Origin of the sequence: Microbacterium sp., assembly GCF_036823965.1 — a bacterium.
GTDB lineage: Bacteria > Actinomycetota > Actinomycetes > Actinomycetales > Microbacteriaceae > Microbacterium.
Map to the genome: position 1 here is coordinate 1 of NZ_DAITBE010000018.1, position 22,812 is coordinate 22,812.

21 protein-coding genes, 1 tRNA gene and 1 pseudogene are annotated in these 22,812 nt (G+C 68.2%); 12 read left to right on the top strand and 11 right to left on the bottom strand.

What is annotated here, in order from left to right; genetic code table 11:
* Positions 1-263 (bottom strand): annotated as a pseudogene (locus tag V7Z82_RS17960) (Fe-S cluster assembly protein SufB); the annotation flags it as partial.
* 235 nt (positions 264-498) lie between these two features.
* Here V7Z82_RS17960 and V7Z82_RS17965 point away from each other — a divergent pair.
* Both V7Z82_RS17965 and V7Z82_RS17970 read left to right on the top strand, forming a co-directional pair.
* The gene (locus V7Z82_RS17965; RefSeq protein ID WP_334153166.1) at positions 499-1,614 is read left to right on the top strand and encodes a COX15/CtaA family protein; all 1,116 of its coding nucleotides are present in this window, start codon (positions 499-501) and stop codon (positions 1,612-1,614) included.
* A gap of 79 nt (positions 1,615-1,693) precedes the next feature.
* Positions 1,694-2,152, top strand: a complete 459-nt coding sequence (locus tag V7Z82_RS17970) for a hypothetical protein (protein ID WP_334153167.1) — start codon at positions 1,694-1,696, stop codon at positions 2,150-2,152.
* Here the strand turns inward: V7Z82_RS17970 and V7Z82_RS17975 are convergent.
* Positions 2,098-3,018: a heme o synthase gene (locus V7Z82_RS17975; protein ID WP_442927653.1), complete on the bottom strand. Its 921-nt coding sequence runs from the start codon at positions 3,016-3,018 to the stop codon at positions 2,098-2,100. The genes V7Z82_RS17970 and V7Z82_RS17975 overlap by 55 nt on opposite strands.
* Before the next feature lie 243 nt (positions 3,019-3,261).
* Here V7Z82_RS17975 and tkt point away from each other — a divergent pair, with 243 nt between their 5' ends.
* Genes tkt through pgl form a run of 6 tightly spaced genes read left to right on the top strand, consistent with a single transcriptional unit; the run spans position 3,262 to position 11,375 of the window.
* Entirely contained in the window at positions 3,262-5,373 is a 2,112-nt protein-coding gene (tkt, locus tag V7Z82_RS17980; RefSeq protein WP_334153168.1) for a transketolase, read from the top strand.
* Positions 5,370-6,482 (top strand): transaldolase, encoded by a 1,113-nt coding sequence (gene tal, locus V7Z82_RS17985; protein ID WP_334153169.1) that lies wholly within the window; start codon positions 5,370-5,372, stop codon positions 6,480-6,482. The genes tkt and tal overlap by 4 nt, the downstream gene beginning before the upstream one ends.
* On the top strand, positions 6,479-8,086 hold the full coding sequence (locus V7Z82_RS17990; RefSeq protein ID WP_334153170.1) for a glucose-6-phosphate isomerase: 1,608 nt from the start codon (positions 6,479-6,481) through the stop codon (positions 8,084-8,086). The genes tal and V7Z82_RS17990 overlap by 4 nt, the downstream gene beginning before the upstream one ends.
* Before the next feature lie 21 nt (positions 8,087-8,107).
* Positions 8,108-9,658 carry a glucose-6-phosphate dehydrogenase gene (zwf, locus tag V7Z82_RS17995; RefSeq protein ID WP_334153171.1) on the top strand — a complete coding sequence of 517 codons (1,551 nt, stop codon included), beginning with the start codon at positions 8,108-8,110 and terminating at the stop codon, positions 9,656-9,658.
* On the top strand, positions 9,655-10,590 hold the full coding sequence (locus V7Z82_RS18000) for a glucose-6-phosphate dehydrogenase assembly protein OpcA (protein ID WP_334153172.1): 936 nt from the start codon (positions 9,655-9,657) through the stop codon (positions 10,588-10,590). The genes zwf and V7Z82_RS18000 overlap by 4 nt, the downstream gene beginning before the upstream one ends.
* A 5-nt stretch (positions 10,591-10,595) precedes the next feature.
* Positions 10,596-11,375 carry a 6-phosphogluconolactonase gene (pgl, locus tag V7Z82_RS18005; protein ID WP_334153186.1) on the top strand — a complete coding sequence of 260 codons (780 nt, stop codon included), beginning with the start codon at positions 10,596-10,598 and terminating at the stop codon, positions 11,373-11,375.
* 22 nt (positions 11,376-11,397) lie between these two features.
* Here pgl and V7Z82_RS18010 read toward each other — a convergent pair whose 3' ends face one another.
* On the bottom strand, positions 11,398-12,426 hold the full coding sequence (locus V7Z82_RS18010; protein ID WP_442927654.1) for a DMT family transporter: 1,029 nt from the start codon (positions 12,424-12,426) through the stop codon (positions 11,398-11,400).
* 57 nt (positions 12,427-12,483) lie between these two features.
* Here V7Z82_RS18010 and def point away from each other — a divergent pair, with 57 nt between their 5' ends.
* A complete protein-coding gene (gene def / locus V7Z82_RS18015; RefSeq protein ID WP_334153174.1) occupies positions 12,484-13,050 on the top strand; it encodes a peptide deformylase in 567 nt (188 codons plus the stop codon).
* 141 nt (positions 13,051-13,191) lie between these two features.
* Positions 13,192-13,707, top strand: coding sequence for a hypothetical protein (locus V7Z82_RS18020; protein WP_334153175.1), 516 nt, complete (start codon positions 13,192-13,194; stop codon positions 13,705-13,707).
* A 136-nt stretch (positions 13,708-13,843) separates the two neighbouring features.
* On the opposite strand, the gene V7Z82_RS18025 is transcribed toward V7Z82_RS18020, so the two are convergent.
* The 5 genes from V7Z82_RS18025 to dusB all read right to left on the bottom strand — a co-directional run bounded on the left by V7Z82_RS18025 (position 13,844) and on the right by dusB (position 19,233).
* A tRNA-Asn gene (locus tag V7Z82_RS18025) sits at positions 13,844-13,919 on the bottom strand.
* A gap of 97 nt (positions 13,920-14,016) precedes the next feature.
* A complete protein-coding gene (locus tag V7Z82_RS18030; RefSeq protein WP_334153176.1) occupies positions 14,017-14,790 on the bottom strand; it encodes an ATP-binding cassette domain-containing protein in 774 nt (257 codons plus the stop codon).
* Between the two features lie 36 nt (positions 14,791-14,826).
* Positions 14,827-16,686: a DNA primase gene (gene dnaG / locus V7Z82_RS18035; protein ID WP_334153177.1), complete on the bottom strand. Its 1,860-nt coding sequence runs from the start codon at positions 16,684-16,686 to the stop codon at positions 14,827-14,829.
* Complete coding sequence (locus V7Z82_RS18040; RefSeq protein WP_334153178.1) at positions 16,686-18,089, bottom strand: deoxyguanosinetriphosphate triphosphohydrolase; 1,404 nt, start codon at positions 18,087-18,089, stop codon at positions 16,686-16,688. Before V7Z82_RS18040 ends, dnaG begins: the two co-directional genes overlap by 1 nt.
* Positions 18,079-19,233, bottom strand: a complete 1,155-nt coding sequence (gene dusB, locus V7Z82_RS18045) for a tRNA dihydrouridine synthase DusB (protein WP_334153179.1) — start codon at positions 19,231-19,233, stop codon at positions 18,079-18,081. Before dusB ends, V7Z82_RS18040 begins: the two co-directional genes overlap by 11 nt.
* 60 nt (positions 19,234-19,293) lie before the next feature.
* Here dusB and V7Z82_RS18050 point away from each other — a divergent pair, with 60 nt between their 5' ends.
* Entirely contained in the window at positions 19,294-19,788 is a 495-nt protein-coding gene (locus V7Z82_RS18050; protein ID WP_334153180.1) for a glutathione peroxidase, read from the top strand.
* A 69-nt stretch (positions 19,789-19,857) separates the two neighbouring features.
* Here the strand turns inward: V7Z82_RS18050 and V7Z82_RS18055 are convergent, their stop codons facing one another.
* The gene (locus V7Z82_RS18055) at positions 19,858-20,544 is read right to left on the bottom strand and encodes a DsbA family oxidoreductase (protein ID WP_334153181.1); all 687 of its coding nucleotides are present in this window, start codon (positions 20,542-20,544) and stop codon (positions 19,858-19,860) included.
* A gap of 89 nt (positions 20,545-20,633) precedes the next feature.
* Between V7Z82_RS18055 and V7Z82_RS18060 the strand changes: the two genes are divergently transcribed.
* Complete coding sequence (locus V7Z82_RS18060; protein ID WP_334153182.1) at positions 20,634-21,245, top strand: AAA family ATPase; 612 nt, start codon at positions 20,634-20,636, stop codon at positions 21,243-21,245.
* Here V7Z82_RS18060 and V7Z82_RS18065 read toward each other — a convergent pair.
* Both V7Z82_RS18065 and recO read right to left on the bottom strand, forming a co-directional pair.
* A complete protein-coding gene (locus V7Z82_RS18065; RefSeq protein WP_334153183.1) occupies positions 21,185-21,988 on the bottom strand; it encodes an isoprenyl transferase in 804 nt (267 codons plus the stop codon). The two genes, V7Z82_RS18060 and V7Z82_RS18065, sit on opposite strands and share 61 nt — an antisense overlap.
* Positions 21,985-22,725, bottom strand: coding sequence for a DNA repair protein RecO (recO, locus tag V7Z82_RS18070; RefSeq protein WP_334153184.1), 741 nt, complete (start codon positions 22,723-22,725; stop codon positions 21,985-21,987). The genes V7Z82_RS18065 and recO overlap by 4 nt, the downstream gene beginning before the upstream one ends.
* Positions 22,726-22,812 lie beyond the last annotated feature (87 nt).

Sequence of the window (22,812 nt, forward strand, 5' to 3'; positions counted from 1 at the left end):
ACGAAGTACTTGATGTTGTCGAAGTCGATCTCGCTGAGGTCTGCACCCCAGGTCGGCATCGGCTTCTTGCCGAAGAGCTGATACCCCTTGAGACGGGCCTTCAGCATCCATTCGGGTTCGTTCTTGAGCGCCGAGATCCCTCGGACCACCTCTTCGGAGATTCCGCGTTTCGCAATGGCACCCGCGGCGTCCGCGTCGTGCCAGCCGAATTCGTACACCCCCAGGCTGTCCAGCTCTGGGCGGTCGATCAGCACATCCGACATCACACACTCTCCTTGTTAGGCCTCAACGGTGTCATCCGCTCCGACGCACCTGATCCCCCGTCGAGTCTGCGGGGAGCCGGTGCCTCGAAAGGGCCCTCATCACCAGCGCATCCATCGCGCCTAAACTGTTGACGATGCTTCAGCGCGGGAAGCGCTCATCACAACAATCCGATTCTACAGGTTCCGCCTGGCGACTGGGCCGTGCCCGCAACGCCACTCGCGGTCCGGAGGCCCCATGCCCGACACGACGATCTCCTCCTCGACCGACGCCGCCGGCGTTCGCGCTCCGCTGGCGCACCGCACCCTGTGGAGCCGCGCGCTGCGCGTGTTCGCGTGGCTGTCGTTCATCAGCGAGACGATCATCATCGGAACCGGCGGCGCGGTGCGTCTGACCGGTTCGGGACTCGGATGCTCGGAGTGGCCGCTCTGCACGCCGGAATCGCTCGTCCCGATCTACGCGGATCAGGGAATTCACGGTTTCATCGAGTTCGGCAACCGCCTGATGACGGGCGTGGTCGGCATCATCGCGCTCGCGGTCGTGCTCCTCGTCCTGCACACGATCAGCGGTCGACGCGCGCTCACCACCTCGCTGTGGTTCGCGGTCGGCGGCATCGTCGCCGCCGCGATCGCCTACGTGATCGCCCGGCCGCTGGAGCACCTGGCATTCCCGGTCGCGATCGGCGTGTTGCTGCTCGCGGTGATCGCCGCAGCTGTGCAATCGATTCGCACCACCCCCGCGCGCCGCGATCTCGTCGCCCTCGCCTGGATCGTGCTGATCGGCGTCGTCGCCCAGGCCCTCGTGGGCGGCATCACCGTGCTCACCGGCCTCAACCCGTTCATCGTCGGCTTCCACTACACCTCCTCGCTGCTCCTCGTCTGCGTCACCGCCGCCTTCCTGGTGCGCCTGTACGCGGCCCCCGGCCCGCGCGAGCGCGCTGTGCCTGCGTGGTTCGGCATCCTCAGCCACGTCACCGGCCTCGCCCTCGTGGTCACGATCCTGTTCGGCGTGCTCACCACCGGCTCCGGTCCGCACTCCGGCGACCCGGACGTGCTGCGCCATGGCTTCGACGCGACAGTGCTCGCGCACGTGCACTCCTGGCCCGGCTACATCCTCGCCGCGCTCGTGCTGGCGCTGACGGTCTCGGCCTGGGTGCTGCGCCTCGAGCCGCGCAAGTGGCTGCTCGTGCTCGTCCTCGCGATCCTGGTGCAGGTCGCGGTGGGCGTGCTGCAGGCGCGTGACGGGCTGCCTCCCCTGCTCGTCGGCATCCACATGGTGCTGGCGTCGCTCTCCGCGGCCGCGTACACCGTCGTCGTGCTGCACCTGAAGCGCCCTGTCACGACCGTGGACTGACTCGCATCCCGATCGCCGCACAGGCGATCCATAGCTCGCGCATCACGCGTTCATCGACGCGTGGGCGAACGTGGTCGCCATGAACAAGTCACTGACACGCAGCATCGGCTTCTGGCTCCTCCTCATCCTGTCGCTCGCCGCGACCGCAGTCGGCGGGTGGCTCATCTCGGGGCAGCTCGGCACGATGACCACCACCCTGACCGACGGCACCGCGACCGGTGTCGAGGTCTACGTCGGTCAGTCGCTCGTCGTCGTCGGCGCCGCAGTGCTCGGCGCCGGCATCATCGGCATCCTGATCACGGTCGCCCTCACCGCCGTGCAGGCGCTCATCCCCACGCAGGCCCCCGTGGTCGTCGAGCCGATCGACTGGGCAGCCGAGAACGACGCTCCTCAGGCAGACGCAGACGCGGGCATCGTCGAGACGGTCACGACCCCGTCAGCGGATGCTGCGGCGACCGACGTCGAGCGGATCGACGACGAGGATCAGAACGGCAGCAGCGGATCGACCGCGACCGCGACGAAGATCAACGTCAAGTAGGTGATCGAGGCGTGGAACACACGCATGGGCCGCGCCTCGTTCCCCCGCACCGCCTGGTTGTAGAGACGGTGCGACTCGTAGAGGAACCAGCCTCCGAAGACGAGCGCTGAGACGGTGTAGACGAGGCCCATGTTCGCGATCGGCACGAGCAGCAGCGAGCAGGCGATGGTCGCCCAGGCGTACAGGATCACCTGGAGGCCGACCTGCGAGGCGTTGCGCGTGGCACCGAGCATGGGCACGTCGACATCGTCGTAGTCGTCGCGGTACTTCATCGACAGCGGCCAGTAGTGCGGCGGCGTCCAGAGGAAGATCAGCAGGAACAGGATGAAGGCGGGCCAGTCCAGCGAACCGGTCACGGCGGCCCAGCCGATCAGCACCGGGAAGCAGCCTGCGATGCCGCCCCAGACGATGTTCTGCTCGGTGCGGCGCTTCAGGATCATCGTGTAGATCACGACGTAGAAGAAGATGGCGCCGGCGGAGAGCGCGGCTGCGAGCCAGTTCGTGGTGAACAGCAGCCAGACCGTGGAGAGCACCGCGAGCGTCCACGAGAAGATCAGTGCGCCGCGAGGCGAGATCTCACCGGTCACGAGCGGACGGTTCTCGGTGCGGTGCATGTGCGCGTCGATGTCGCGATCGAGGTACATGTTGAACGCGGCGGCGGAACCGGCGCTCAGGGACCCGCCGATGACGGTCGCGAGCACCAGCCACATGTCAGGGAGTCCGCCCTGGGCGAGGAACATCACGGGGACCGTCGACACCAGCAGCAGTTCGAGAACGCGCGGTTTCGTGAGGGCGACGTAGGCCTTCACCGTGCGACCGATGGACTGCGTCCTCACGGTCTGATCAGACATCGTCGAGATCTCGATCGCCTCCTCCACACGCGTCATGACAGCCCTTCCAGTCTAGGGCACCGCGACTGCCCGCTCTGTCCCCGCCCGACGCTGCCGCTGGACGTAAGACAGCGTCAGACGGAAAGGGCACAGCGCTATGCTGAAACCACTCGCGCCCGGCGCTGTGATCCCCTTCTTCCAGCAGGTGGTCCTGCGTGGGCAGATGCGGATGCGCCAGGGAATAACGGCGCCCTTGAAACTGTCGGAAAGGGCATGGACGTGTCGGAATTGCAGTGGGAAGAAATCGATCGACGCGCGGTGGACACCGCGCGGATCCTGGCGGCGGACGCCGTGGAGAAGGTCGGCAACGGCCACCCCGGCACCGCGATGAGCCTGGCTCCCGCTGCCTATCTCCTCTACCAGCGCGTGCTGCGCCACGACCCGACCGACACCGATTGGCTCGGTCGCGACCGTTTCATCCTGTCGGTGGGACACTCCTCGCTCACGCAGTACGTCGAGCTCTACCTCGGCGGGTTCGGCCTCGAGCTCGATGACCTCAAGGCACTGCGCACGTGGGGATCGCTCACTCCCGGCCACCCGGAGTACGGTCACACCAAGGGTGTCGAGATCACGACCGGCCCGCTGGGCCAGGGGCTCGCGTCGGCTGTGGGCTTCGCCTACGCCGCCCGCTACGAGCGCGGCCTGTTCGACCCGGAGGCCGCACCGGGCACCAGCCCCTTCGACCACTACGTGTACGCGATCGCCGGCGACGGCGACCTGCAGGAGGGCATCACCAGCGAGGCATCCTCGCTGGCCGGCCACCAGCAGCTCGGCAACCTGATCGCCATCTACGACTCCAACCAGATCTCGATCGAGGACGACACCAACGTCGCCTTCACCGAGGATGTCGCCAAGCGCTACGAGGCGTACGGCTGGCAGGTGCAGGTCGTCGACTGGAAGAAGACCGGCGAGTACGTCGAAGACGTGGCCGAGCTGTACGCCGCGATCGAAGCCGCCAAGGGCGAGACCTCGAAGCCGTCGCTCATCATCCTCAAGACCATCATCGGGTGGCCGTCGCCCGGCAAGCAGAACAGCGGCAAGATCCATGGCTCGGCGCTCGGCGCAGACGAGCTCGCGGCCACCAAGAAGGTGCTCGGCTTCGACCCGGAGCAGCACTTCGCCGTCGCCGACGACGTGATCGCCCACACCCGCGGACTGGCTGCTCGCGCCGCCGATGCACGCGCCGAGTGGCAGACCGCCTTCGACGCCTGGGCCGCAGCGAACCCCGAGCGCAAGCAGCTCCTGGATCGCCTCGAGGCCGGCGAGCTGCCCGCCGACATCTCGACCGCCCTCCCGGTGTTCGAGGCAGGCAAGGACGTCTCGACCCGCGCCGCATCCGGCCAGGTCATCAACGCCCTCGCCGCGCAGCTGCCCGAACTCTGGGGCGGCTCGGCCGACCTCGCGGAGTCGAATCTCACCACGATCAAGGACGCTGCGTCGTTCATCCCCGAGGAGTGGTCGACGCACGAGTGGTCCGGCAACCCCTACGGCCGCGTGCTGCACTTCGGCATCCGCGAGCACGCCATGGGCGCCATCGTCAACGGCATCGTGCTGCACGGACCGACCCGCGCATTCGGTGGCACCTTCCTGATCTTCAGCGACTACATGCGCCCTGCGGTCCGCCTCGCGGCCCTCATGAACGTGCCCAGCGTGTTCGTCTGGACGCACGACTCGGTCGCCCTGGGCGAGGACGGACCGACCCACCAGCCGATCGAGCAGCTCGCGACGCTCCGTGCGATCCCGAACCTCGCAGTCGTCCGCCCCGCGGACGCGAACGAGACCGCCGAAGCCTGGCTCGAGATCCTCCGTCGCCAGGAGGGCCCCGCAGGCATCGCCCTGACCCGCCAGAACATCCCGGTGTTCGAGCGCGGCGACGGCGCGGCGTCCGGCGAGACCTTCGCGGCCGCGTCGAACACCGCCAAGGGCGCCTACGTTCTCGCCGAGGCAGCGGAGGGCACCCCCGATGTGATCATCGTCGCCACCGGCTCCGAGGTGCAGCTGGCCGTCGAGGCCCGCGCAGCGCTGGCATCCGAGGGCATCGGCGTCCGCGTCGTCTCGGCTCCGTCGCTCGAGTGGTTCGACGAGCAGGACGAGGCATACCGCGAGTCGGTCCTCCCCGCATCCGTCACCGCCCGCGTCTCGGTCGAGGCCGGTTCCGTGCTCACGTGGCGCGGCATCGTCGGTGACCGCGGGCGCTCGGTCGGCATCGACCACTTCGGCGCCTCCGCCGACTACAAGACCCTGTTCCAGAAGTTCGGCATCACCACCGAGGCCGTCATCGCGGCCGTCCGCGAGACCCTCGCGGCCAACAGCACCAAGGAGAACGCATGAGCACCCCCACCGCACAGCTCGCCGCCGCCGGCGTCAGCATCTGGCTCGACGACCTCTCCCGCTCGCGCATCTCCACGGGCAACCTCGCCGAGCTGATCGAGTCGCGCAACATCGTGGGCGTCACCACGAACCCGACGATCTTCGCGAACGCGATCACCGACAAGAACGACACCTCCTACGACGCGCAGCTCACGGAGCTCGCCGCCGCAGGCACCAGCGCCGAGGATGCCGTCTTCGCCGCCACGACGCAGGACGTCGCCGCAGCGCTCGACATCTTCCGCCCGGTGTGGGAGCAGTCCGGCCACGTCGACGGTCGCGTCTCGATCGAGGTCTCCCCCGACCTCGCGCACGACACCGAAGGCACCGTCGCCCAGGCCAAGCAGCTCTGGGCCAAGGTCGACCGCCCGAACCTGCTCGTCAAGATCCCTGCGACCAAGGCAGGCCTCCCCGCGATCACCGAGGCGATCGCGACCGGCATCAGCGTCAACGTCACCCTGATCTTCAGCCTGGAGCGCTACGCCGAGGTCATCGACGCGTACCTCACCGGCCTCGAGCGGGCGCACAGCGCCGACTTCGACCTGTCGAGCATCCACTCCGTCGCCTCGTTCTTCGTGTCGCGCGTCGACACCGAGACCGACAAGCGCCTCGAGGCGATCGGGTCCGACGAGGCGCTCGCCCTCAAGAGCAAGGCCGGACTCGCGAACGCCCGCCTCGCCTACGAGCTCTTCGAGCAGAAGTTCGGCGAGCAGCGCGCGCAGGACCTCATCAAGCTCGGTGCGAACCTGCAGCGTCCGCTGTGGGCCTCGACCGGCGTCAAGGACCCGAACCTGCCAGACACGCTCTACGTGACCGAGCTGGTCGCGGACGGCGTCGTCAACACCATGCCGGAGAAGACCCTCGAGGCCACCTTCGACCACGGCGTGATCACCGGCGACACGATCACCGGCGGCTACGCCGAGGCGCACCGGGTGTTCGACCAGCTCGCCGCCGTCGGCGTCGACCTGACCGACGTCACCCAGGTGCTCGAAGACGAGGGCGTCGCGAAGTTCATCGACTCCTGGCACGATCTGCTGGCGCAGGTGTCCGAGGCGCTGGAGGCACAGCGATGACCTTCTCGATCCACACCTCCGGCGCCGCACGCGCCGCCATCGACGAGACGGTCCCCCGCCTCGTCAGCGAACTGATCGCGTCGCGCCTCACCGGCGGCGACAGCACACTCTGGGGCCCGGCCGCTGAAGCAGAGGCCGCCGTCCGTCTCGGCTGGATCGAGGCCGTCACGGTCTCGCGTCCGCTGGTCGCCGAGATCACGGCGCTTCGCGACGAGCTCGCCGCGAAGGGCGTCACGCGCTTCGTGCTCGCGGGCATGGGCGGATCCTCGCTCGCGCCGGAGGTCATCGCGCAGACCGCCGGCGTGCCGCTGACGATCCTCGACTCGACCGCTCCCGGCCAGGTGCTGGCGGCACTCGACGAGGGACTGGCCGACACCGCGCTCGTCGTCTCGTCGAAGTCCGGCTCCACGGTCGAGACCGACTCGCAGCGACGCACCTTCGAGGCGGCGTTCCGCGATCTGGGCATCGAGCCGACCGAGCGCATCGTCGTGGTCACCGACCCCGGTTCCCCGCTCGACGTCTCGGCCCGCGAGGCCGGTTACCGCGTCTTCAACGCCGACCCCAACGTCGGCGGCCGCTACTCGGCGCTCACGGCCTTCGGCCTCGTGCCCTCCGGCCTCGCCGGCGTCGACATCGACGAGCTGCTCGATGAGGCCGAGTCCTCGCTGCTCGAGGTCGCGATCGACTCCGCCGAGAACCCGGCGCTTCGCCTCGCTGCCGCGATCGCGGCCACGAACCCGCGTCGCGACAAGCTCGGTCTCATCACCGACGGCACCCACATCAACGGCCTGCCCGACTGGATCGAGCAGCTGATCGCCGAGTCCACCGGCAAGGACGGCACCGGCATCCTCCCGGTCGTGCTCCTGCCGGTCTCCCCCGAGCTCGACGCCGTGCCGGCAGATCTCCAGATCGTCCGTCTCGTCGACGACGCGAACGAGTTCCACCTGCACGAGCGCCACCAGGGCGAGATCCTCGTGAGCGGCAGCCTCGGCGCGCAGCTCGTGGTCTGGGAATACGCCACGGCGATCGCCGGTCACCTGCTCGGCATCAACCCGTTCGACCAGCCAGACGTCGAGTCGGCGAAGGTCGCAGCACGCGGTCTCCTCGACGCGCGACCCGAGCCCACCGCTCCGGCGTTCGTCGAGAACGGCGTCGAGGTGCGCGTCTCGGACGCCGCCCTCGCGGCATCCGGCACCGTCGAGGGCGTGCTCGATGCGCTCTGGGCACAGCTGGCCGATGACGGCTACGTGTCGATCCAGGCGTACGTGAACCGCCTCGAGGTCCCGCAGCTGCAGGGCCTCCGCGAGCTCGTCGCCGCCGACTCGGGTCGCCCGACGACCTTCGGTTGGGGCCCGCGCTTCCTGCACTCGACCGGTCAGTACCACAAGGGCGGACCGGCGCAGGGCGTGTTCCTGCAGATCCTCGAGCGCACCGAGGTCGACCTCGAGATCCCCGAGCGCCCCTTCACGTTCGGGCAGCTCATCGAAGCGCAGGCCGCCGGCGATGCCGCGGTCCTCGCCGAGCACGGCCGTCCCGTCGTGTCCCTGACGATCACGGACTCCTCGGCCGACGTGCTCGCCCTCTTCGAAGCCGCACAGAAGTAACCGCAGGAGAATCCCTCACCGATGTCTGTTCCCATCTCGCGCGGGCACAACCCGCTGCGTGACCCTGACGATCGTCGCCTCAACCGGATCGCAGGGCCCAGCGCCCTCGTGATCTTCGGCGTCACCGGGGACCTCTCACGCAAGAAGCTCATGCCCGCGGTCTACGACCTCGCCAACCGCGGACTCCTTCCCCCCGGATTCGCTCTCGTCGGGTTCGCCCGCCGGGACTGGGAGGATCAGGACTTCGCCAAGGTCGTCTACGACGCCGTCAAGCAGCACGCTCGCACGCCGTTCCGCGAGGAGACGTGGGCGCAGCTGCTGCAGGGCATCCGCTTCGTCTCAGGCGAGTTCGACAACCCGGATTCGTTCCGGAAGCTGCGCGAGACGATCGAGCAGCTCGACGTCGAGCGCGGCACCATGGGCAACCACGCGTTCTACCTGTCGATCCCGCCGAAGGACTTCCCGCTCGTCGCGAAGCAGCTGAAGGAATCGGGCCTCGTCGGCGAGAACAGCGATGACGACGAGCACTGGCGGCGCGTCGTCATCGAGAAGCCGTTCGGACACGACCTGGAGTCGGCGCGCGCACTGAACGCGGCGCTCGAGGTCGCGTTCCCGGCCGACTCGATCTTCCGCATCGACCACTACCTCGGCAAGGAGACGGTGCAGAACATCCTGGCGCTGCGCTTCGCCAACGAGCTGTACGAGCCGATCTGGAACCGGAACTACGTCGACCACGTGCAGATCACGATGGCCGAGGACATCGGCGTCGGCGGACGCGCGGGATACTACGACGGGATCGGCGCCGCGCGCGACGTCATCCAGAACCACCTGCTCCAGCTGCTCGCGCTCACCGCCATGGAGGAGCCGATCAGCCTCTCCGCGGCCGACCTGCGTGCCGAGAAGGAGAAGGTGCTCGCTGCGGTGCACGTGCCGGAGGACCTCTCGCTCGCCACGGCTCGCGGTCAGTACGACGGCGGCTGGCAGGGCGGCGAGGAGGTCACCGGCTTCCTGGCCGAGGACGGGATGAACCCCGAGTCGACGACCGAGACCTACGCGGCCATCAAGCTCGAGATCGACACGCGCCGCTGGGCTGGCGTGCCGTTCTACCTGCGCACCGGCAAGCGCCTCGGTCGGCGGGTCACCGAGATCGCGGTCGTGTTCAAGCGCGCGCCGCAGCACCTGTTCGGGCGCGGCAACGCCTCCGAACTCGGTCAGAACGCACTCGTGATCCGCGTGCAGCCCGATGAGGGCGTCACGATCCGCTTCGGCTCGAAGGTGCCCGGCAGCGGATCCAACGTGCGCGACGTGACCATGGACTTCGGCTACGGACACGCGTTCACCGAGGCGAGCCCCGAAGCGTACGAGCGATTGATCCTCGACGTCCTCCTGGGCGACCCGCCGCTGTTCCCGCGGCACGAAGAGGTCGAGCTCTCCTGGAAGATCCTCGACCCGGTGGAGAAGTTCTGGGCCGCCGAGGGCGGTCCAGTCGAACAGTACGCGCCAGGCTCGTGGGGACCGGCTGCTGCCGACGACCTCCTTGCCCGCGACGGACGAGTCTGGAGACGCCCGTGATCATCGACCTTCCCGACACGACCGTCAGCCAGGTCGCGAAGCAGCTGGTGAAGGTGCGCGAGGAGGGTGGCGCTGTCGCCCTCGGACGCGTGCTCACCCTGGTCATCTCGGCGCGCAACGGCGTGGCCGAAGCAGCCATCGACGCGGCGAACGACGCCTCCCGTGAGCACCCGATGCGTGTCATCGTGCTCACCACCGGCGACGGCGAGTCGCGCCTCGACGCCCAGATCCGTGTCGGCGGCGACGCCGGCGCGAGCGAGGTCGTGGTGCTCCGCGCCTTCGGCGACGCCGCCAGCAACGAGGAGAGCCTCATCACGGGCCTCCTGCTGCCCGACGCACCGGTGGTCGCCTGGTGGCCTGAAGAGGCCCCATATGCCCCCTCGAAGTCGCCGCTCGGCAAGATCGCCCAGCGTCGGATCACGGATGCCGCGACGGCCTCCGATGTGCGCGACCGTCTGGCGCTCCTGGGTGAGACCCACGCTCCCGGCGACACCGACCTCGCTTGGACGCGGCTCACGCACTGGCGCGAGCAGCTCGCCGCCGTGCTCGACCAGCCGCCGTACGAGGAGATCACCGGTGTCGAGGTGCGTGGCGCCGCCGCGTCGCCGTCGACCGCACTGCTCGCAGCCTGGCTGCAGATGGCGCTCGATGTTCCCGTTGTCTGGTCGTATGAAGACCCGAAGAACTGGGAAGAGGGGATCAAGTCGGTTCGCCTCACCCGCGCCGACGGCGACATCCTGCTCGAGCGTCCGACGCCCGGCGTCGCGGTGCTCACGCAGCCGGGTCAGCCGAACCACGACCTGCACCTCCCCCGCCGTACGCTCCGCGAGTGCCTCGCGGAGGAGCTGCGTCGGCTCGACCCCGATCTCCTGTACGGTCGAGTGATCGCGGAGGGCTGGGAGAAGCTGGGTCCGCCCGAGACAGGAGCGTGAGTCAGATGCAGGCAGCGTCCGCAGAGAAGCGGGTCGTGGTCGAAGCCACCCCCGCAGCCCTCGCGACCAGCGTGGCCGATCGTTTCCTGACCCGGGTGCGCGCGCGCACCCGGAACGGGCGCATCGCACACATCGCCCTCACCGGCGGCTCGATGGGCGCAGCGGTGCTGCGCGCGACCGCTGAGCACCCTCGCGCTGCGAAGATCGACTGGTCGCTCGTGCACTTCTGGTGGGGCGACGAGCGGTTCGTGGCACGCGATGATGCCGACCGCAACGCCCTGCAGTCGCGTGCGGCGCTGCTCGATCACATCCCGGTGCCCGCTGAGAACGTGCACGAGGTCGCCGCATCCGACAGCGGGCTCAGCCTCGACGAGGCAGCAGCGGCCTACGCGGCGGAGCTCGCGGGATTCGGCACCGAGGAGCACCCCTGGCCGTCGTTCGCGGTCTGCTTCCTCGGTGTGGGCCCTGACGGGCACATCGCCTCGCTGTTCCCCGATCGCGACGAGGTGAACGTCACCGACGTGGCGGCGCTGGCGGTTCGCGACTCCCCCAAGCCCCCGCCGGAGCGCGTGACGCTCACGCGTCCTGTCCTCAACTCGTCGAAGCGCGTCTGGCTCGTGCTCACCGGTGCCGACAAGGCATCAGCGCTCGGTCTCGCCCTCGCCGGGGCGAGCTACTCGAGCGTGCCGGCAGCCGGCGCCAAGGGACGCAAGCGCACGGTGTTCTTCGTCGATGAGGCCGCGGCATCCGAGGTCTCGCCCGACCTGATCGACCCCGCGTACTGAACCTCGCTCCGAGAGCCGGGCGCTAGGTGGCGTTCGGCTCTTCCGGGCGCTGCTCTGTGTCTTCGGGACGCTGTCCGCCGGTCGACCCGTCGCTGCCCCGGACGATGCCGAGTTCCTGGCTGTCGCTGATCACCTGGGGGTGATAGCGCGCGAGTTCGACGACCCCGAAGACCGCGATCGCTCCGGCGACGCCGTAGATCACGAGCGCCCACGGCGGTGCGGCAGCGGCCTCCCCGAGGATCACCATGCCGATGAGCACGGCGATGAGCGGGTCGACGACGGTCAGACCGGCGATCACGAGGTCCGGCGGACCGGAGCTGTAGGCCGTCTGCACGAAGTAGGCGCCGACGGCGGCTGCGGCGACCAGCGCCAGCACGCAGATCGCGGTGATCCACTCGAAGTGGCCGGCCTCGATGCGCTTGATGACGACCTTCGCGAGGGTTGCGACGAAGCCGTAGAGGATGCCGGCGCCGATGACGTAGAACAGCGCGCGCATGCGCTGACGGAGGATGAGCCAGCACGCGCCGAGCACGATGATCACCACGAGGAGCAGCGCGAGGATCACGAAGAGCTCGCGGTCGGCGACCTCCTGCTCGGTGGCGAAGAGCGCAGCGAAGAAGACGAAGAGGAAGATGCCGCCGACGCAGCAGACGATGGCTCTGATCGACTTCTTCGTGGGTGAATGGCCGGAGATCCTGGCGTTGAGCAGGGTCGTGATGACCAGCGCGATCGCGCCGAGCGGCTGGACCACCATGAGCGGGGCACGCACGAGGGCGGCCAGCTGACAGACGATCGCGAGGCCGAGCATGAGCGTGCCGATGAGCCACGACGGCCTCGTCAGCAGACGACGGAGTTGATCGAGACTGAGTCCGCTCGTTCCCTGCGCACCGCTCAGGCGCTCGACCTTCTCGACGCCGCGGTGCTGGTACTGCGCACCGAGCGACATGAAGACCGCACCGGCGAGGGCGAGTGGGATGCCGAGCAGCAGTCCTGGGTTCTGGAAGACACCGACGAGCTGCTCGCCGACGTCTTCGACACCGTTCACTTCCAGTCCCCTGCGCTCACCCTACGACCCTACCCGCCGCACCCCGCACGTTAGGGTTATGACGTGGCTGTACTTCCGATTCGCATCATGGGCGACCCCGTTCTGCACTCCCCCGCCTCGGCCGTCGACGAGATCACGGATGAGATCCGCGCACTCGTCGCCGACATGTTCGAGACCATGGACACCGCGCCAGGTGTCGGTCTCGCCGCCCCGCAGGTCGGTGTGCCCCTCCGCATCTACACGTACTCGTACGTCGACGATGACGATCAGCCGTGGCGCGGCGTCCTCATCAACCCGGTGCTCTGGATCACGCCGGCGGAGCCGGGCAGCCCCGACCCCGACCTCGAGTCGGAGGGATGCCTGTCGTTCCCCGGCGAGCGGTTCCCGCTGCGCCGCTCCGAGCGGGCCCGTGTCACCGCGACCGATCTCGACGGCAGGGAGGTCGTGATCGAGGTCGACGGCTGGCGCGCGCGCATCATGCAGCACGAGTTCGATCACCTCGACGGCATCCTCTATGTCGACCGCCTGTCGGACGGCGACTGGAAGACCGTGCAGAAGATCGCTCGCAAGCGCGGGTGGGGCCGTCCGGGCGCGAGCTGGATGCCCGGTGTCGACGACCTCGAAGGCTGACTGACGACGCCTTGCATTCTTGGTCTGCGTCCAGCAGAATCACAGCATCCTTGAAGTTGCATCACAGACTCTCCGACGGATACCGTTTGCGAGGCGGGTGTGTCGCGCCTGCTCACCACAGTCTCTGGAGGGGAAACAACCATGATGAACATGCGCAAGCGTCGTGCGCTGATGCTGGCAGGAACCGCGCTGGCACTCACCGTCGCACTGAGCGGCTGCAGCGCCATCACCAACATCCTCAGCGGCGGTCCGGCTGACGCCGACCGTGACGAGGAGACCGGCCAGGTCACCGAGAGCTCGAGCATCGACATCTTCGCTCTGAAGGTCGGCGACTGCAAGATGAAGAGCGACAGCGGTCTGATCGAGAGCGCCGACGTCGTTCCGTGCGGCGAGCCGCACGACGAAGAGGTCTACTTCGAGATCACGATGGACGACGGCGAGTTCTCGGACGAGGCCGTCGACACCGCCACGCAGGGATGCATCGGCGACGCCTTCACCAACTTCGTCGGCGTCATCTGGGATGAGTCGACGCTCGACGTCTACCCCATCACGCCGACCCAGGACACCTGGGACCAGTACAACGACCGCATCGTGCAGTGCGTCATCTCCGACCCTGCCGGCCCGGTCACCGGCTCGCTCGCAGGCGCCGCGCGCTGATTCGACGTCACCCGCAGCGGAGGCCCCGTCGTTCATTCGACGGGGCCTCCGCTGCGTCCAGCGCACATCCTGCCGACGGCATCGGAAAAGGGAAGAAGCCGCATCCCGTGTGAACACGTGATGCGGCTTCTTGTCTTGGCTCCCCGGCTTGGACTCGAACCAAGAACCTGCCGGTTAACAGCCGGCTGCTCTGCCAATTGAGCTACCGAGGAATGTGCTCCGCTGCGCGGGCAACTCGACAAGCTTAGCAAACTCGGAGCCGTGCTCGTGACACCGGGCGCGCTTTCCGGGCTGCCGGGCGTGTCGCCCTCAGTGCTGTGAGTCGGCCTCTGCGTTCGGTGCCCAGAGCAGATCCTTGCCGACCCCGCGAGCGACCACATGACCGCCGCGGAGCATCAGCGTCTCGGCGTTCAGCTCGCGGATGAAGGCGGCGTCGTTGGTGACGAGCAGCGCCCCCATCCCCTGCTCCTTGCGGCGCCTGGTGATCGCATCGAAGACCACCGGCCGCACCTCGAGGTCGAGGTTCGCCAGAGGTTCGTCGGCGATGAGCACCTGCGGTTCGAGGATGAACGAGCGAGCGATCGCGACCCGCTGCCGCATCCCGGCACTGAGCTCGTACGGGAACTTCGCTGCGGTGCCGAGCGGGAGGTGCAGTTCGTCGAGGAGCGTGGCGACGCGGATCGACAGGGTCTTCGAGTTCACGCGCTTCTCGCGGATCAGAATGGGCTCGGCGATGACCTCGTTCACCGTGAGCCGCGGCGGCAGGTCAGCACCGGCGCCCTGCGGCACGAAGCCGGTGCGGTAGGTGAGGATGCGGTGCTTGCGGCCTGGACGGCGCACATCGACACCGCACACGAACGCGCTCCCTCCGGTGATCTTCACCGAGGGATCGGTGGAACCTGCCAGCGCTGCGACGAGCGTCGATTTGCCTGACCCGGTCGGTCCGGCCACACAGATGAGGTTGCCCGGCGCGAGTGAGAACGTCACCCCGTCGACCGCGCGCGTCGGCAGACCGTGGCCGATGCGGTCGATGACCAGATCGGAGCACTCGATCGCGTTGAGGGATTCCTGCCGTCTGGACATGAGTCCATCCTGCCGTGCCACGGGAGGCGAGTCGGGTTACGACTCGGCGAACCGCTGACGCTCTGCGTCGATGTCACGCAGCCGCATGCGGAGTGCGCGTCCACCGTCGGAATCGGCCGGCACGCGTTGCACCGCACCGAGCATCTCCTGCTTCTCGACCTCGAGCTGACGCAGGATGAGGCGTCGGGCGAGATCGGTCACCGTTGCGACGGCACGTTCCTCGTCACGAGCGGGGAACGGCGTCATCAGCAGTTCACCGCCGAGCGAGCGGTAGGGCTCACGCACGCTGTTCACGGCCTCGGTGACCCATCCGGCCCTCGACCGATCAGGAGCGGATGCCACGGCCTCGCGCACCGCGTCGAGCGCCGGTGTGCGAAAGGGTGCGGCCAGGGCGCGATTGAGCAGCGTCTGATCGACCTGGTGCCCGTACTGGAGCGCACCCATCAGCGCGTCCCGCTCCACCGCGACGTCCGGCGACCTGGGAAGCGAGGCGAGGGTGACCGGTGCGATGCCAGGCGCACCGGTCGACGGATCGATCGGTGCGGGCTCCCTGCGGGCTGGGGGCGCCGAGGGGCCGCCGCGGGCGGAGCGCTCGACCTCGTGGTGCACTTCGGTCGGGTCCATGCCCAGGCGCCGTGCGAGCACGCGTTCGTAGCCAGGGCGCAGGAGCCGATCGCGGATCTCGGCGACGATCGGGGCGGCCGCCCGCAGCGCACCGACCCGGCCCTCGACGGTCGAGAGGTCGAAGCCGGCGAGCTTGCGATCGATCGCGAACTCGAACATCGGCACCTTGGCGTCCATGAGTCCGCGCACCGCTGCATCCCCACGCTGCAGGCGCAGGTCGCAGGGGTCCATGCCGTCTGGCGCGACGGCGACGAACGTCTGGGCGTTGAAGCGGTCGTCCTCGGTGAACGCGCGCAGCGCGGCCTTCTGCCCCGCCTCATCACCGTCGAAGGTGAACACGACCTCGCCGGAGGCATTGTCGTCGCCCATCACTCGGCGCAGCACCTTGATGTGGTCCGTGCCGAACGCCGTGCCACAGGTCGCGATCGCGGTCGTGAGGCCGGCGAGGTGGCACGCCATGACGTCGGTGTATCCCTCGACCACCACGACCCGACGGGGGTCGCCCCTGGCGATGTCGCGCTTGGCGAGGTCGAGCCCGTAGAGCACCTGCGCCTTCTTGTAGATCGGCGTCTCGGGGGTGTTCAGGTACTTGGGGCCCTGGTCGTCGTCGAAGAGCTTGCGCGCGCCGAAGCCGATCGTCTGGCCGGACACGTCACGGATGGGCCACACCAGGCGACCGCGGAACCGGTCGTAGACGCCTCGCTGTCCCGTCGAGACCAGCCCGGCGGTGCTGAGCTCTTCACGCGTGAAGCCCTGCGCGGTGAGGGCTTTCAGCATCCCGTCCCAGCCGCGCGGTGCGAATCCCACACCGAAATGCGCGGCAGCGCCCGCGTCGAAGCCGCGTTCGCCGAGGAAGCGGCGGCCGGCCTCGGCATCCGGCGACAGCAGCTGAGCGCGGAAGAACTCCGCCGCTGCCGTGTTCGCCGCGTAGAGGCGGCTGCGGCCGCTCGTCTCGGGCGCCGCGCCACCGTCCTCGTAGTGGAGCGTGTAGCCGATGCGGCCGGCGAGACGCTCGACGGCCTCGGTGAAGCTCACATGATCCATCTCGCGGAGGAAGGAGTACACGTCTCCGGACTCGCCGCATCCGAAGCAGTGGTAGTACCCCACCTGCTGCCGCACGTGGAAGCTCGGGCTCTTCTCATCGTGGAACGGGCAGAGCCCCTTGAGGGAGCCGACACCGGCCGACTTGAGCGCGACGCGCTCTCCGACGATGTCGGCGATATTGGTGCGGGCCTTGACCTCGTCGACGTCAGCCTGCCGGATGCGCGGCATCAGACGGCCCCTTCGGCGATGGCCTGCCTCTCGGCGCCGCCTCGCACTGCTGGACGGGTATGACGTGCGTTGCGCGGGGTCCAGATCCCGACCTCGGCAGGGTCGATCTCGCCGACCAGCCGGTTGTGCCAGTCGATCGCGCTCTGATCGGTCAGGCTCGCGATCTGATCGACGATCACGCGGGAGCGCTCTGCGTCGGTGTCAGCGGCGAGGAAGTCGGCGGCGAACGCCGGCTCGAGCACATCGGCGCCGGCCGACCACAGCGCGTCGGTCGACCAGAGCACGTCGGCGAGGCGCTTCAGCACGCGCCGCTGCTCCTTGTAGACGCCCTTACGGGCATCGATCGTGACGATCGCCTGGCCCATGATGCCCTTGAGCACCGCGATCTCGACCTCGATCACGCGCGGCACGACCACGTGCGCGTTGTACCGCACGAGTGCCGGCCCGGCGTAGGCGTCACGAGTCGCCGAGACCGCCGCTTTCGCGAAGCGGCCGATCAGGTCGCTCGTGAGGTTCTTCAGACGGGCGAGATCCTGGCGCGAGCGGTCGAACGAGCCGAGCCACATCGACTGCGTGGCCAGCCGGTAGAGCGCATCGGCGAGTTCATCGCGCGTGAAGTCGTAGCCGACCCACTGCTGGATGCGTCCGAGGAGCGCTTCGTGCTGGCGAGGGTCGGAGAGCTGCGCGACATCGACGTAGCCATTGACGATCGCATCCTCGAAATCGTGCACCGAGTACGCGATGTCGTCGGACAGATCCATGATCTCCGCCTCGATGCAGCGCAGACGCCCCGGTGCTCCCTCGCGCATCCACCGGAACACGGCCTCGTCCTCGGGGTAAACGCCGAACTTCAGGCGTCCTCCCGGGTCGGGCACCGGGCTGTCCACGGTCCACGGGTACTTGCAGGTCGCGTCGAGGCTCGCACGTGTGAGGTTGAGTCCGACGGAGTGGTCATTCTCGTCGAGGACCTTCGCTTCGAGACGCGTGAGGATGCGCAGCGACTGGGCGTTGCCCTCGAAGCCGCCGATGTGCTCGGCCCACTCGTTCAGCGCCCGCTCGCCGTTGTGCCCGAACGGCGGGTGACCGAGGTCGTGGCTCAGGCACGCGGTGTCGACGACGTCGGCGGAGACGCCGAGCGCCGTGGCGAGCTCTCGCCCGACCTGCGCCACCTCGAGCGAATGGGTCAGCCGGTTGCGTGCGAAGTCGGCGGTGCTGGCAGGGCTGAGCACCTGCGTCTTGGCCGCGAGCCGCCGCAGTGCGGCCGAGTGCAGCACCCGTGCCCGGTCCCGTGCGAAGTCGTTGCGCTCCGAACGGTGGTTCTCGGCGATGAAGCGCTCCGCATCGCGCGGGTCGTAGCCGTCGGCGCGCGTGCGCACCGAACCGGTCGAAGGGTCAACCGCCACTGTTCTCGATCTCCGCTCCACGCATCATCTCCGAGGTCGACGCCGCGATCTCGCGCGACTCCAGCCACTTGTCCGGCAGCGCCGTGCGCTTCGCGTGCCCCGCGCGGCCGCGCTGTCCCTCGGCGTCAGCGCCGGGGTATGGAGCGGAGTGGTCGAGACGGGCGAGCAGCTCGTCGATCTCGGCAAGGCTGGATGACGTGGCGAGGCCTGTGCGGATGTCGCCGCCGACCGGATAGCCCTTGAAGTACCAGGACACGTGCTTGCGGATGTCGCGGCACCCGCGGTCCTCGTCCTCGAAGAACTCGACGAGGAGTTCCGCGTGCCGCTTGAAGGCGTCGGCCACGAAACCGAGTGTCGCATCGACCGTCTTGCCCTCGCCGCCGAACGCCGTGGCCAGCTCGCCGAAGAGCCAGGGGCGACCGAGGCATCCGCGGCCGACGACGACGCCGTCGCAGTCGGTCTGCTCCATCATGCGCACGGCGTCGTCCGCCGACCAGATGTCTCCGTTGCCGAGCACCGGGATGCTCGTGACGGCCTGCTTGAGTTCGCCGATCGCGTTCCAGTCGGCGTGCCCGGAGTAGTACTCGCCTGCCGTGCGCGCATGCAGTGCGATGGCCGCCACTCCGGCGTCCTCTGCGGCACGCCCTGCGTCGAGGAAGGTGAGGTGGTCACGATCGATGCCCTTGCGCATCTTGACCGTGAGCGGGATGTCGCCCGCGGCCTTGACGGCCTGCGTGACGATGTCGGAGAACAGCGAGCTCTTCCAGGGGAGCGCCGCTCCCCCGCCCCTGCGTGTGACCTTGGGCACCGGGCAGCCGAAGTTCAGGTCGATGTGGTCGGCGTGATCCTCGGCGACGATGATGCGCACGGCATCCGCGATCGTCTTCGGATCGACGCCGTAGAGCTGGATCGAACGAGGCGTCTCCGACTCGTGGTGGCGGATCAGCCGCATCGTCGTCTCGTTGCGCTCGACGAGCGCGCGAGACGTGATCATCTCGCTCACGTAGAGTCCGGCGCCGTACTCGCGGCAGAGACGCCGGAAGGCGGTGTTCGTGATCCCGGCCATGGGTGCGAGGACGACCGGCACATCGAGGTCGATCGGACCGATGCTGAGCGTGCGTGCGGGAGTGGTGGCGAGAGTCATATCCTGTCCATTCTCCCAGACCCGGAGCCCATGGTGCCCCATCGATCTAAGCTGTGAACCATGACCGATTCCACGCTCCGTTCGATCCCGTTCACTGACGCTCAGGGCAATGAGAAGACCCTCGACGATCTCGGCGCGGATGTCGTGCTCGTGGTCAATGTGGCCTCGAAATGCGGGCTCACCCCGCAGTACGAGCAGCTCGAGGAGCTGCAGCGGCTGTACGGCGACCGCGGCTTCTCTGTGGTCGGCTTCCCGTGCAACCAGTTCTTCGGCCAGGAGCCCGGCTCGGTCGAGCAGATCCTGGAGTTCTGCTCCACGACGTACGGCGTGAGCTTCCCCGTCAACGACAAGGTCAAGGTCAACGGCAAGAACGCCTCCGACCTGTACAAGGCGCTCAAGGAAGCCCCGGATGCCGGCGGCAAGGCCGGCCGCGTCGAGTGGAACTTCGAGAAGTTCCTCGTGCTCCCCGACGGCGAGGTGCTCCGCTTCCGTCCGAAGCAGAAGCCGAACGACCCGGAGATCGTCACTGCGATCGAGGGAGCACTCACCCGCTGACCCTCGGACGACAGAACGCGCCCCCTCCGCCTGCAGTCAGGCGGAGGGGGCGCGTCGGTGTGTGCGGTGTCAGACCGCGGCAGCCTGATCCTCGGACTCGCCGCGCTTCGACCACAGGTCGCGCAGGACGTTCTCGAACGCTGCAGGCGGCTGCGCGCCGCTGATGCCGTACTGGCCGTCGATCACGAAGAACGGCACGCCCTGGATGCCGTAGGCGCGCGCCTGGTCCTGATCCTGGCGGACGTCGGGCAGGTGGCGTGCTGACTCGAGCGCTTCGCGCGCGGCATCCGCGTCGAGTCCGACCTCGGTCGCAAGAGCGACGAGGTCGTCGATGCGGCCGACGTGCTTGCCCTCGGTGAAGTAGGCGGACATGAGCCGCTCCTCCATCTCGTGCTGCAGCCCCTGCGCCTTCGCGAAGTGCAGGAGCTCATGCGCCTTGACGGTGTTGGTGTGCTGCAGGAGATCGAAGCGGTACTCGAGCCCCGCGCCCTTGGCGACACCGGTCACGTTCGACAGCATCTGCTCGACCTGGTCACGGGGCATGCCCTTGTGACCGGCGAGGAAGTCGATCTCGTCACCGTCGAAGTCGACGGGAGTGTCAGGAGACAGCTCGAAGGAGTGGAACGTGACGTTCACCTCGGGAGCGTCGTCGTCGGCGGAGACGGCTTCGAGCCCCTTCTCCAGGTTGCGCTTGCCGATGTAGCACCACGGGCAGGCGATGTCGGACCAGATGTCGATCGAGATGGGTTGGCTCACATCATCATCCAACCGCATGCGCCTATGAGCTATTCCGTGGAAGCGAGGCGAGGGCGCTCGCCGGGAAGGACGAGGGATAGGATTCTCGGATGCTCTCCGCCGACGATCCGCTGCCGCACCGGCCCGCGCGCGTGCTCGTGGCCGGAGTCACCGGTTCAGGAAAGACGACGCTCTCCGGCCGCATCGCAGAGCTGTGGGATCTGCGCCACGTCGAGATCGACGGCCTGTTCCACGGACCCGACTGGACGCCGCGCCCGACCTTCCTCGAGGACGTGCGAACCTTCGCGGCAGAGGACCGCTGGGTCACCGAGTGGCAGTACACCAGCAAGGGCACCGATGAGATCCTCACGCCGCGGGCGCACCTCGCGATCTGGCTCGACTACCCGTATCGGATCGTGCGGTCGCGGCTGCTCCGGCGGACGCTGGGTCGCAGCATCCTGCGGACCAGGATGTGGAACGACAACGTCGAGAAGCCGATCTGGCGGATGTTCCAGGGCGACCCTGAGGAGAACATCCTCGCGTGGCAGACCAAGACGCTGCACAAGTGGGCCGAGCGGATGCCCGAGATCACCGAGCAGTTCCCGCACCTGACCATCGTGCGGCTCCGCCACCCTCGCGAGACGGAGCGATGGCTCAGAACTCAGGCCGGCGCGTCCGGCACGTCGATCGCGCCGCCGAAGCGACGATCGCGCGACAGGTAGACGGCGATCGCACGCCACAGCTCCTCGCGTGAGAAGTCCGGCCACAGGGTGTCGAGGAAGACCATCTCCGCGTATGCGGACTCCCACAGCAGGAAGTTCGAGGTGCGCTGCTCGCCGGAGCTCCGAAGAAACAGATCGACGTCGGGCATGTCCGGCACATAGAGGTTCCGACGGATCATCTTCTCGCTGATCGCGTTCGGCTTCACTCGGCCGGCAGCGACATCAGCGGCGATCGCGCGCATCGCGTCGACGAGCTCCACCCGTCCGCCGTAGTTGACGCACATCGTGAGCGTGAGCACATCGTTGCCGCGCGTCAGCTGCTCGGCGTACTGCAACTCCTTGATCACGCTGCCCCACAGTCGTGGCTTGCGGCCGGCCCAGCGGACGCGCACACCCCACTCGTTGAGCTGATCGCGCCGACGGTGGAGCACGTCGCGGTTGTACCCCATGAGGAAGCGCACCTCCTCAGGAGAGCGCGCCCAGTTCTCGGTCGAGAACGCATACACGGAGAGATGCTTGACACCCGCCTGGATCGCGCCGGCGACCACGTCGAGCAGCACCTCCTCGCCCGCCTTGTGCCCCTCGATGCGGCTGAGCCCTCGACGGTTCGCCCAGCGGCCGTTGCCGTCCATCACGACCGCCACGTGCTCGGGCACCGCCGGGAACTCGGGCGGGTACTTCCCCGTCCAGTCGAGCGGGCGGTATGACACGGCATCCTTGTGCGTGTAGGGCTTCGGACTCACCGAGCGTCTCCTGACTGGTCGATCACGTGTTCCAACGAGCGGATGCCGCGCTCCAGGTGCCACTGCGCATAGGCGCCGACGAGGCCGGATGCCGCTGAGGTCTCATCCACGCTCGCCGCATCGACGGCATCCCAGTCGCCGCGGAGCAGTGATCGAAGCAGTTCGAGCGTTCGCTCGGCGACGCGAGGGCTTCCGGCGGGTGCGCATTGGCTGCAGACGACACCGCCGAGCTGCGCGACGAAGTTCGTGTGCAGGCCGGGTGTGCCGCAGCGGGCGCAGTCGTCGAGCGAGGGCGCCCAGCCCGACAGCGCCATCACGCGCAGCAGATACGAATCGAGGATGCTGCGCGGCACATGCTCGCCGCGGGAGAGCGCCCGCAGCCCACCGACGAGCAGCAGGTACTGATCGGACGTCGCCTCGGAATCGCTGAGCCGGTCGGCGGTCTCGACCATCGCGCTCGCCGCGGTGTAGCGGTCGTAGTGCACAGCGATCTCGGAGCCGTAGGCGCCGAGCGACTCCGCCTGCTGCACGATGTCGAGCGATCGGCCCTGGTACAGCTGCACGTCGGCCACCATGAACGGTTCGAGACGAGACCCGAACTTCGACGAGGTGCGACGGACGCCCTTCGCGACGGCGCGGATCTTGCCGTGCCGCCGAGACAGCATGATCACGATGCGATCCGCTTCACCCAGTTTGTGGGTGCGCAGGATCACCGCTTCGTCTCGGTAGGTGGGCACTGTTCGATTATCCTCCGTGCGCGACAATGGACGGGTGACCGAACCGCTCTTCACCATTCCGCTCTGGGCGGACCTGCTCGGCGTCGG

Coding starts and splice junctions, on each gene's coding strand:
- V7Z82_RS18060 (WP_334153182.1), top strand. CDS start 20,634: ATGCTCTCCGCCGACGATCCGCTGCCGCACCGGCCCGCGCGCGTGCTC.
- V7Z82_RS17990 (WP_334153170.1), top strand. CDS start 6,479: ATGACCTTCTCGATCCACACCTCCGGCGCCGCACGCGCCGCCATCGAC.
- tal (WP_334153169.1), top strand. CDS start 5,370: ATGAGCACCCCCACCGCACAGCTCGCCGCCGCCGGCGTCAGCATCTGG.
- V7Z82_RS18020 (WP_334153175.1), top strand. CDS start 13,192: ATGATGAACATGCGCAAGCGTCGTGCGCTGATGCTGGCAGGAACCGCG.
- V7Z82_RS17970 (WP_334153167.1), top strand. CDS start 1,694: ATGAACAAGTCACTGACACGCAGCATCGGCTTCTGGCTCCTCCTCATC.
- V7Z82_RS18030 (WP_334153176.1), bottom strand. CDS start 14,790: ATGTCCAGACGGCAGGAATCCCTCAACGCGATCGAGTGCTCCGATCTG.
- V7Z82_RS18050 (WP_334153180.1), top strand. CDS start 19,294: ATGACCGATTCCACGCTCCGTTCGATCCCGTTCACTGACGCTCAGGGC.
- V7Z82_RS17965 (WP_334153166.1), top strand. CDS start 499: ATGCCCGACACGACGATCTCCTCCTCGACCGACGCCGCCGGCGTTCGC.
- zwf (WP_334153171.1), top strand. CDS start 8,108: ATGTCTGTTCCCATCTCGCGCGGGCACAACCCGCTGCGTGACCCTGAC.
- dnaG (WP_334153177.1), bottom strand. CDS start 16,686: ATGCCGCGCATCCGGCAGGCTGACGTCGACGAGGTCAAGGCCCGCACC.
- dusB (WP_334153179.1), bottom strand. CDS start 19,233: ATGACTCTCGCCACCACTCCCGCACGCACGCTCAGCATCGGTCCGATC.
- pgl (WP_334153186.1), top strand. CDS start 10,596: ATGCAGGCAGCGTCCGCAGAGAAGCGGGTCGTGGTCGAAGCCACCCCC.